6 protein-coding genes are annotated in these 11,506 nt (G+C 35.2%); all 6 read right to left on the reverse strand.

The window, feature by feature from the left end; translation table 11 throughout:
- Positions 1-11: 11 nt before the first annotated feature.
- The 6 genes from AC1EUU_RS00005 to AC1EUU_RS00030 all read right to left on the reverse strand — a co-directional run bounded on the left by AC1EUU_RS00005 (position 12) and on the right by AC1EUU_RS00030 (position 11,447).
- On the reverse strand, positions 12-2,594 hold the full coding sequence (locus AC1EUU_RS00005; RefSeq protein ID WP_480199317.1) for a phosphoenolpyruvate carboxylase: 2,583 nt from the start codon (positions 2,592-2,594) through the stop codon (positions 12-14).
- 29 nt (positions 2,595-2,623) lie between these two features.
- A complete protein-coding gene (locus AC1EUU_RS00010) occupies positions 2,624-4,087 on the reverse strand; it encodes a glutamate synthase subunit beta (RefSeq protein ID WP_480199318.1) in 1,464 nt (487 codons plus the stop codon).
- Positions 4,088-4,090: 3 nt separating this feature from the next.
- Positions 4,091-8,599 (reverse strand): glutamate synthase large subunit, encoded by a 4,509-nt coding sequence (gene gltB, locus AC1EUU_RS00015; protein ID WP_480199319.1) that lies wholly within the window; start codon positions 8,597-8,599, stop codon positions 4,091-4,093.
- Positions 8,600-8,775: 176 nt separating this feature from the next.
- Positions 8,776-10,017 carry an ammonium transporter gene (locus AC1EUU_RS00020; RefSeq protein ID WP_480199320.1) on the reverse strand — a complete coding sequence of 414 codons (1,242 nt, stop codon included), beginning with the start codon at positions 10,015-10,017 and terminating at the stop codon, positions 8,776-8,778.
- Positions 10,018-10,040: 23 nt separating this feature from the next.
- On the reverse strand, positions 10,041-10,379 hold the full coding sequence (locus AC1EUU_RS00025; protein ID WP_480199321.1) for a P-II family nitrogen regulator: 339 nt from the start codon (positions 10,377-10,379) through the stop codon (positions 10,041-10,043).
- Positions 10,380-10,403: 24 nt separating this feature from the next.
- Positions 10,404-11,447 (reverse strand): porin, encoded by a 1,044-nt coding sequence (locus AC1EUU_RS00030; protein WP_480199322.1) that lies wholly within the window; start codon positions 11,445-11,447, stop codon positions 10,404-10,406.
- Positions 11,448-11,506: the final 59 nt, after the last annotated feature.

Consider the following 11,506-nt stretch of genomic DNA (forward strand, 5'->3'; position numbering starts at 1 on the left):
TTTCAAAAATATTAAGCCGAATTTCTACTGGCATTCACATTACCGAATAATGACCGTGTAACCATTTTTTCAAAAATCTCAATCTCCTCGTTATTTTTCTCAGGTTGTTTCTGTAGTTCTTGGATTTTTTTCAGTGCATATTGCTGTACTGTTAACAATGGTAAAACAATAGATTCTCTTACATCAATAGAAGCTTTTCCTGACGGCTCATTTTCCATTAATTCCTGATAACCAGTTAGTTTTAAAATAAGACGTTTCGTAGTAGTGTATTCTTCATAAATTATTTCCCAAAACTCTCCGAACTCTTCATCATCCTTCATGTACTTGGTAAGGTCAAAAAAAGATTTGGAAAGCGACATCATGCTATTCTCTATCAATGTCTTAAAAAATCTAGAATCGTTATAAAGCTTTATTACTTTGTCAAATTCGTTATTGTTTTCATAATATTTAAGTGCTGTTCCTACCCCAAAAAAGCCAGGCACATTTTGTTTTAATTGACTCCATGAGCCAACAAATGGAATTGCACGTAAGTCACTAAATACTAATCCACTTGATTTCCCTCTTTTTGAAGGCCTACTGCCAATATTCGTTTTTGCATAATATTTTAAAGTACTCATTCTCTCTAGATATGGTAAGAATTTTGGATGACTTTTAAAATCCATATATGCTTTATGACTTATTTCAGCCAGATTCTCCATGATCGACACATTGTCAATTAGCATTTTTGTATTTGTCTTATTAAGCTTGTTTGAAATTCCAGAGCTTATAAGTTGTTCTAAATTATATCTTGAAGAATCCAATGTTCCGAAGTTTGAACTTACTGTTTGTCCTTGTATGGTTAATTGAACTTCTTTGGCTTCAATTGTTGGCCCAAGCGAGGCATAAAATTGATGCGTTTTTCCTCCACCTCTTGCAGGCGGACCACCACGCCCATCAAAGAAAATTACTGCAATTCCGTATTTCCTCGATATTTCAGTTAGTCTCTCTTTGGCTTTAAAGATAGCCCAATTGGCCATTAAATATCCACCATCTTTTGTTCCGTCACTAAAACCAAGCATAATTGTTTGCTTATTATCTCTTTCATTTAGATGTTTTTTATATGAAGTATTGGTATATAACTCTTCCATTACGTCACTTGCATTCTCTAAATCAGTGATGGTTTCAAATAGAGGAACAATGTCAACTGTAAGTTTATCTTCAAATGCTATAAGCTTTAACATTGTATATAATTGCATAACATTTAAAGAAGTTTGATTATTGCTTATTATATATCTATTCGCAGCTTTTTCACCATTATTATTTTGAATGGTTTTTATCGCTTTAATAGTATCAACAATATTAATTACATCCTCATTATTAAAATCTGAAGTATCGACTGTTTCTTTTACCGTAGATAATATTTTTATTTGCTCGTTTTCAGATAGCTCGTTGTAGTTTTTAGGAAAAATAGTATTTCCACTAGAAATGAGTTCGTTTACCATTTTCGTGAAAACCGCATGATGAATTCTACTATCTTGTCTAATATCTAATGTTGCGAAATGAAAACCGAATAGTGAAATTTTATTTAATAAGCTATCCACGTCATTAAGATATAATGATTGATGCTCATTAATTATAGAATCTTTTATCGCTTTGAGCTCTGAAGAAAGAAAATCAAGCGTAATTTCATCGTTGCCATAATGAGTAAAGCTATTATAAAGAGAATCTTCTAAATAAACTATCTTATCTTTTACGCCATTAAAGGTTAGCTTTCTTTTTAATGACCGAACATCTCTATAGTAGTTTTTAAGAATTGTAGTTTTTAATGTTTCAGCAACTTTTAAAGTCGTTTTGGCGGTAACAAATGGGTTTCCATCTCGATCACCTCCGGGCCAAAATCCGATATTTATAATATCATTACCTATTTGATCATTTTCAAAAATAGTTTGCTTTATATAATCATAAATTTTACCAAAAGATTTATAGAAAACATTTTCTAAATACCATATTAGGTTAATGGCTTCGTCATATGGAGTAGGCTTTTTTTGCTTAAAAAATGGTGTTTTTCCTAATTGAGCCATCAATTCAGTTATTCTTTTTAAGTCATTCTTAGTAATGGCTTCTGATAAATCTGTAATAATACCTAAAACGGATCCTGGATAAAATTGTGTTGGGTGTGCTGTTAATACAATTCTTACTTTAAAATCTTCTAAATATTCTTTTAATTCTTCTAAATTATTACTCGAACTAGCCGATTCTTTAAGACTTCTTAAAGTACCAATGCCATCCATATTATTTACGGTAGAAAATGCTGCATCTTCAATGGCATCAAATAGTACAACCTGCCTTTCTATATATTGTATAAATCTAAATAGTAGATTAATCTGGCTTTTTTTATCTCTTCTAGCCTGATACTTTTTAAAAAAACTATTTACAATTGTAGAAGCATCATCGCCATTCGCAAATCCCTTTTTACAAGTTTCATGAAATAGGGGAAGTAAAACTCCCGTTTTAGTAATGCTTGTAAAAGGTAAAGTCATAAATATACTATTGTATATTTTGTATTTAGCCTCAACGTTTTCCTGAAACCTAATTAGTTTTGGTAGAGTAGGCATATTCTAATTTTTTTGATAGCTATTATATTTTAAACAGATATTAAATCTCCTATACCTTTTGTTGGTAAATAAGAGGTTTGCATTAAATACTCATCTACTGCTTTTGCAGCTTCACGTCCTTCGGCAATGGCCCAAACAATTAATGATTGTCCTCTTCTCATGTCGCCTGCCGTGAAGATATGAGGAATATTGGTTTGATATTTTCCATATTCAGCTTTGTAATTCGATCTTGCATCTAGTTCAATGCCTAACTGATTTGCCAGCATGTTTTCTGGACCAGTAAAACCTAATGCTAGCAGTGCCAAATCACAAGGCCATATTTTTTCTGTATTCGGTTTTTCGATTAATTCTGGTCGCTTATCTGGTTCGATTTTCCATGCCACTTCAACTGTTTTTAATGCAGTTAACTCACCACTTTCATTTGTGATGAATTCTTTTGTGTTTATTAACCAATTACGATCACATCCTTCTTCATGAGAAGAACTTGTTTTTAGTTGTAATGGCCAGAAAGGCCAAGGAGTCTTTTCACTTCTATTAATTGGTGGTTTAGGCATAATCTCAAAATTGGTTACTGATTTTGCTCCATGTCGGTTTGAGGTACCTACACAGTCCGATCCGGTATCACCACCACCAATAACAATTACATGTTTGTTTTTAGCACTTATTACCTCTTTTTCTAGCTTGGTATCATAGAGTGCTTTGGTTTGCTGCGTTAAGAAGTCCATTGCTTGTACAACTCCTTTGCTATCAATACCTTTTATTGGGAGACTTCTTCGTACAGTTGCACCTCCACAAAGAACAATTGCATCAAAATCATCTAGGTTCTTAACATCATAATTTTTACCTACATTAATGTTGGTTTTAAATGTTATTCCTTCGGCCTCCAGAATAGCAATCCTTCTGTCAATTATTTCTTTTTCTAATTTGAAGTTAGGAATTCCATATCGTAATAAACCACCAATGGCATCATCTCTTTCAAATACGGTCACAGCATGGCCTGCTCTATTTAATTGTTGTGCTGTAGCTAGTCCTGCTGGGCCAGAGCCAATGACTGCAACCGTTTTACCAGATCTTTTTTGCGGGGGCAATGGAGTAATCCATCCTTCTGAGAAGGCACGTTCTACTATATTCTTTTCAATATTTTCGATTGAAACAGGATTATCAATAATTCCCAGTACACAAGCTTTTTCGCATGGGGCAGGGCATAGACGTCCTGTAAATTCCGGAAAATTATTTGTTGAATGTAAAATTTCTGATGCCAACTTCCATTCACCATTATGTACGGCATCGTTAAAATCGGGAATCAGATTACCAAGCGGACAACCACTATGACAAAATGGAATTCCGCAATCCATGCAACGTGAACCTTGTTTTTTTTGATTACCTTCTTCTAGAGGAACAGTAAACTCATTATAATTTTGAACACGAGCTTTTACTGCTTTATTTTTTTCATCCTCTCTCATGTACTTTTTAAAACCACCTAATTCTCCCATAATCTATGCTGTTAGTTGTTCTACTTGAGCTCCCTCTTTGGCTAGGCGAGCTAATGCTTTTTTATAGTCAATCGGAAATACTTTTACGAAATGATTTATTTCCACTTTCCAGTTGTTTAGTAACTTTTCTGCTAAACGACTTTCAGTATATTCTTTATGATTTTCAATTAAATTATTGAGCTCTTTTTTGTCTTGAGAGGTTAATTCTTCTAGCTCTACCATTTCCATATTACATAAGCCATTTCTAAATTCTTTGTTTTTATCATAAACATATGCAATTCCACCACTCATTCCAGCAGCAAAATTTCTACCTGTTTTTCCTAGCACTACAACTTTACCGCCGGTCATATATTCACAACCATGATCTCCAACACCTTCAACTACTGTGGTTACTCCAGAATTACGCACAGCAAATCGTTCACCGGCAATGCCATTAATAAATGCTTGACCAGATACTGCTCCGTAGAAGCTTACATTTCCGGTAATAATATTCTCCTCAGCTTTGAAATCGGCTTCAGAAGGTTTTTTAATAATAATTTTCGCGCCTGATAAGCCTTTACCAAGATAATCGTTAGTCTCTCCTTCAACTTTAAGAGTAAGGCCTTTTGTTGCAAAAGCACCAAAACTTTGTCCTGCCGATCCTTTAAAAGTAAGATGTAGCGTGTCATCTGGTAAACCATCACTTCCATATAGCTTTGATATTTCATTGCTCATAATGGCACCAACCGCTCTGTCTGTATTTTGAATAGGATATTTTAAGTCTATTCTTGTTTTGTTAAATACAGATTCTTTGGTGTCTTTAATTATTTTTGTGTCTAATACATTCTCTAATTTATGATCTTGTTTCTTAGAATTTGAAAGTTGTGCTTTTTCATCATATTGCGGTTGATATAGTATAGCTGAAAGATCAATTCCTTTTGCTTTATAATGATCAATAGCAGGATTGGCATTAATTTTATGGGTCTGACCAACCATTTCTTTTAAGGTTCTAAAGCCAAGCTTAGCCATTATTTGTCGTACTTCTTCTGCAACGAAATACATGAAGTTAATTACATGCTCTGGTGTGCCCTTGAAGTTTTTTCGCAACTCAGGATCTTGCGTAGCAATACCAACCGGACAAGTGTTTAAATGACATGCGCGCATCATTATACAGCCCGATGCTACTAAAGGAGCAGTTGCGAAACCAAACTCTTCAGCACCTAATAAGGCTGCAATAGCCACATCACGTCCCGTTTTTAATTGGCCATCACATTCTAATACAACTCTTCCTCTTAAATCGTTTAACACTAAGGTTTGTTGAGCTTCGGCTATACCTAATTCCCATGGTAAACCAGCATGTTTCAACGAGGTTAACGGAGAGGCTCCTGTACCACCATCATAACCTGAAATTAGTATAACATCAGCTTTAGCTTTTGCTACGCCAGCAGCAATAGTACCTACACCAACTTTCGATACTAGTTTTACATTGATTCTAGCCTCTCTATTGGCATTTTTAAGGTCGAATATTAACTGCGCAAGGTCTTCTATTGAATAAATATCGTGATGTGGTGGCGGTGATATTAAGCCTACATAGGGAGTGGAGTTTCTTACTTCTGCAATCCATGGCAATACTTTTTCTCCCGGAAGTTGTCCACCTTCTCCTGGTTTAGCTCCTTGTGCCATTTTAATTTGTATTTCACTGGCATTTGTTAAATAATTACTTGTAACACCAAATCTACCAGATGCAACTTGTTTAATGGCACTATTTTTAGAATCTCCATTGGGTAAAGGTTTGAAACGATTTTTATCCTCACCGCCTTCACCCGAGTTACTTTTACCACCAATTCGGTTCATGGCTATGGCAAGATTTTCGTGCGCTTCTTTACTGATAGAACCATATGACATTGCACCTGTTTTAAATCTTTTTACAATTTCTGTCCATGGTTCAACTTCTTCAATTGGAATTGGATCAAGGTTATTGAATTCAAATAACCCTCTAAGAGTCATTAAGCTTTTATTTTGGTTATTAATTGCCTTTGAATAAGTTTCATAAGCCTGTATGTTCTTGCCTCTTACTGCCTGTTGGAGTTTTGAAACCGTAGTTGGATTGAACAAATGCTTCTCTCCATTTCTGCGCCATCGATAATCTCCACCAATGTTTAAATCTAATACCTGTGGAATTGCCTTTTTAGCAAAGGCTTTTCTATGGCGTTTAATAATATCTTTTTCTAGTACATAAATTCCGATTCCTTCGATTCTTGATGGTGTAAATGGAAAATATTTCTTCGTAAAAGATTGCTTTAAACCAACAATCTCAAAAATTTGCGAGGCTCTATAAGAGTGCAAGGTAGAAATGCCTATTTTATTCATTATCTTCAATAGCCCTTTACCAATTGCTTTGTTAAAGTTTTCTACAGCCTTATGAGGAGCAATATCTTTTAATGTTTTGTTCTCAACAAGCGATGTAATAATTTCATTTACCAAATATGGATTAATAGCACTTGCGCCATACCCAAAAAGCGTTGCGAAGTGATGCGGTTCTCGTGGCTCTGCCGTTTCTAAAACAATTCCAAATTTTGAACGCTTTTTTAATCTATTTAAAGTGTGGTGAAGGTATGAACAGGCTAAAAGTGCTGGTATGGGAGCATAGTATTCGTTAACACCTCTATCTGAAAGGATAATTATGTTTGCTCCTTCGTCTACTGCCTTTTCGGCTTCCCTTAATGCCGCCTCCAATCTATTTTCTAATCCATTTACGCCTTTTTCTACATCATAGAGAATCGAGATAGAATGTGCTTTGAAATCTGGATGATCAATATTTTTGATCTTATCTAAATCTTCATTTGAAATTACAGGATTTTGAATCCGTAGTTTTTTAGCTTGTTCTGGTACAACATCAAAAATATTTCTGTCACCGCCAATAGCTAAGCTGATATCAGTAATTATTTCCTCACGGATACCATCTAATGGAGGGTTGGTTACCTGAGCAAATAACTGTTTAAAATAATTATATAACAATTGTGGTTGATCAGAAAGCACGGCTAATGGTGTATCTGTACCCATCGAGCCAATGGCTTCTTTTGCTTTTAGTGCCATTGGAGTAATGATCGTAGAAATATCTTCGTGAGTATATCCAAATATTCGTAAACGGGTAGCGTAATCAGTAAGTTCTACGGCACATTTATTATTGGTATATGGAACTTTTGCTAATGGTAACGTGTGCTTTTTAATCCATTCTTTATAGGGGTGTTTTGAGATTATCAGGCTTTTAATTTCTTCATCTTCGATAATGCGTCCTTCATTCATGTTTACCAAAAACATTTTCCCTGGTTCTAAGCGCCCATGTTTCACAACATTTTCTGGTTGAATATTTAGCACACCTATTTCTGATGACATTATTACATTACCGTCTTTAGTAACTGTATATCGAGAAGGGCGTAGTCCGTTTCTATCTAATAAAGCGCCGATATAATCCCCATCAGTAAATGGTACGGAAGCTGGACCATCCCAGGGCTCCATAATACAAGAATTATATTCATAAAATGCCTTTTTATCCTTACTCATTGTTTGATGTTTTTCCCATGCTTCAGGTACCATCATCATCATTACTTCAGGCAAAGAACGTCCTGTCATTAAAAGTAGTTCTAAGGCCATGTCCATTGATGCAGAGTCTGATTTCCCTTCTCTAATGATCGGGAAAACATCTTTTAGGCTTTCACCAAATAATCCGCTTTGCATTAGTTCTTCACGTGCACGCATTCTGCTTACATTTCCTCTTAGTGTATTAATTTCGCCATTATGACACATATATCTAAAAGGTTGAGCGAGATCCCAAGACGGAAATGTGTTTGTAGAAAATCGCTGATGTACGAGAGCTAGCCGTGTAACCACGTCTGGTTGTTGCAAATCCGTATAGTAACGACTGATATCTTCTGGAACTAAAAGGCCTTTATAAATCAACGTTGTTGTTGATAGGCTGGGTAAATAAAAATAATCAGCTTCTGAGATTTTTGATGTTGCTATTTTATTCTCTGTAACCTTTCTTGCTGCAAAAAGTTTGGCTTTGAATTGAGCATCTGATATATCGCCACTCTTTCCAATAAATACCTGCTTAACATATGGTTCGGTTTGTGCGGCTATATCTCCAAGAACAGATCTATCAACAGGAACGAATCGCCAACCTAAAATTACTAAATCCTGATGTTTTAATTCTTCTTCAAAAATTGAAATGCAATACTTTCTTTGATTTTGGCTTTGTGGTAGAAATACCATACCAACGGCATATTCTTTAATATTGGGTAAATCAAAGCTGCATACGCGTTTAAAGTATTCATGCGGTATATCGATTAAAATTCCTGCGCCATCTCCGGTTTTACCATCGGCACTTACGGCACCTCTATGTTCAAGTTTTACTAAAATTTCTAAGGCATTATGTATAATTTCATTAGACTTTTTACCATGTAGGTTACAGATAAAACCAGCTCCACAATTATCACGCTCAAACTCATTCAAATACAATCCTTGATTTTTCATATTATTGAATAATTTTCATTAAAATCGAGCCAAAGCTATATTATTTGTGTTAAACAATAAAGTTATAATAAAAAAAATGCAATGAATTTAAAATATCATTGCATTTTTTGTAAAATGATAAAATTTAAGGGGGAAAATTATCAAATTGTAAATAAAGTTTTAGATGGTTTTGTCAATTAATGCTCATTAAGTCTAAAATCTGGATAAGCATTCATGCCATGTTCGTATTTGTCCAATCCTTCTAACTCTTCTTTTTCACTAACACGTATTCCAATAGTTTTCTTTAATGTGAAAATGATAATAAAGGAACTGATAATGCAAATTGCAGCGTATGAGGCAACACCTATTAATTGACTTAAAAATTGCGCTCCGCCTGCTAATTCTCCAAAAATGCCTACTGCTAGCGTTCCCCAGATACCACAAACTAAATGTACTGCAATGGCTCCAACTGGGTCATCTAAGCGTAGCTTATCAATTAGACTAACGGCAAATACAATAAGTGCTCCGGCTATTCCTCCAATAATAATTGCATCAGTTGGACTCATTTGGTCAGCACCTGCTGTTATACCCACTAAACCTCCAAGTATACCATTTAAAAACATCGTGAGGTCAAAGTTTTTATACAGAGTGGTTGAAACCAAAAAAGAAACAACGCCACCCGCTGCTGCTGCTAAACAAGTTGTTACCAGAGTTAAAGAGGTTAATGTTGGATTAGCAGACAATACAGATCCTCCGTTGAAACCAAACCAACCAAGCCATAAAATGATTACCCCAGCCGTTGCTAAAGGAATGTTATGACCAGGAATCGCCATTGGTTTTCCATCTTTAAATTTTCCAATACGTGACCCTAATAGCCATACCGCTACCAGTGCGGCCCATCCTCCTACAGAATGTACAAGGGTTGAACCTGCAAAATCATAAAAGGGGGTTGTTCTCATATCTAAAAATCCGCCACCCCATTTCCAAGATCCGGCTAAAGGATAAATGATACCTACATACATGATGGTAAATATCATAAAAGGAGCTATTTTCATACGTTCGGCCACAGCACCAGAAACAATTGTGGCTGCGGTTGCTGCGAACATTCCTTGAAATAAGAAATCTGTCCAGTAGGTATAGCCTTCATTATATGCAAGATCTAAAGCGCCTTCGGTTGTTAATGGCGCGTCTAAACCAAATCCAGCAAAGCCAAAGAATCCAGATGAACCTTCTGCGAATCCAGGATACATTAGATTGAACCCCACTAAACAATAGAGTAACAGACCAACTGTTATAATGAATATATTTTTAAATAGAATGTTAATTGTATTTTTTTGCCTTGTTAACCCTATTTCTAAAAATGCAAAACCTAAGTGCATAAAGAAAACTAGTGCTGTACAGATCATCATCCATACATTATTTGTGGTTAATAATTCCATAATTCTTGTTGATTAAATAGTTTTTATTTTAAGGTTTCGCCACCTTTTTCTCCTGTTCTTATTCTGTAGCACTCATTGATATCTGATACAAAGATTTTTCCATCTCCGACCTCACCTGTTGATGCAGAAGAGAGAATAGCTTTGATAGTTGCTTCTTCAAAATTGTCATTAACTACTATCGATAAATATCTTCTTTGGATATCACTAGTGCTGTAGGTTACACCTCTATATACATGTCCTTCTTTTTCATTACCTAAACCGGTAACATCCCAATAAGAGAAGAAGTTCACACCAACTTCATGCAATGCTTCTTTTACTGCACTGAATTTGGATTTTCTTATAATTGCTTCTACTTTTTTCATGATTCTAAATTTTAGTCTTATTAGTTAAAATGCATAAACTGCGGCTAGTACAAATGAGCTTAGGCTTTTTTGAGCTTCTGCATCATTATCTAAGAAAAAGTCATCTGAACTTGCATCTAAGCGTAATTCTGGTGTTATTGTTAAATCGCCAATTTTTATGTTAGCTGTTAATGTTGTGGCGAAAACGCTTGAATCTTCGGTTCCAGTTCCTATAGCTCCAAACTCACCATCTTCAGCGAAGTATTCGCCTCTTAAACCAATTGCCAATGTTTCTGAAACAGTATATTGAGGGTATAAAGCAACTCCACCGAAGCCCACATCAGTATCATCACCACCATCAAAATATGCTGCGTTGATACCTAAAAAGAATTTCTCAGAAAGATCAAAGCCTCCGGTAAAATCAATTTCAAAGGCTCCGTCATCGGCTAAGAAATTTAAGTATTGGCCACTATAACCCAGTTGGGCACCAAAAGCATAATTTCCATTTGGATTGAACTCGGTAGCATCGGTAGGATTCATTATCGCCAGCATCAAGCTAAATTTTTCTGATAAAGAAAAATCTGCTTTTAACCCTGTGTGGCTAAATGGCCCGTATGAGAATAGGTAGCTTGTGCTATAATTGAAGTTGCCTGTAGGAGATATAACTTCATAGCCCAAAAAAGTATTGAAGTTTCCGAAAGTTAATTTTACACTTTCAGAAACATTCCAGTAAGCATATAATTGATTTACTATGTTAGAGCTGCCTCCCGGTCTTAAAAAAGGAGAGTTGAAGGTCGCATCTTCACCCCGAGGACCATATACTAGATCTGCAACAAAGCCTACTTTTTTACCTTCATAGCTGGCAACAACATTAGCCATGCCGAGTGCAAAGCCTGACAAATTTGCAAAAGATGATCCTGGTGCCACGGCCGCTTCATCATTTGGGGCATTAAAGTTTGTTCTAAAATAAGCATCAACACTTCCGGTTAATGTAAATTTTTTTGTTTCTTCTTTTTTTTGTTCTTGAGAAAAAGAGGTAAAGCTCATAATTAATAACGTACTAAATAATAAGGGTCTTGTTTTAAGCATAATGCAACGTTTTTAAATTTTCGTTGCAAATATTTCAACAAAAATTTGATTTTAACAAA

It is taken from the genome of Maritimimonas sp. 2205BS37-2, from assembly GCF_056591755.1.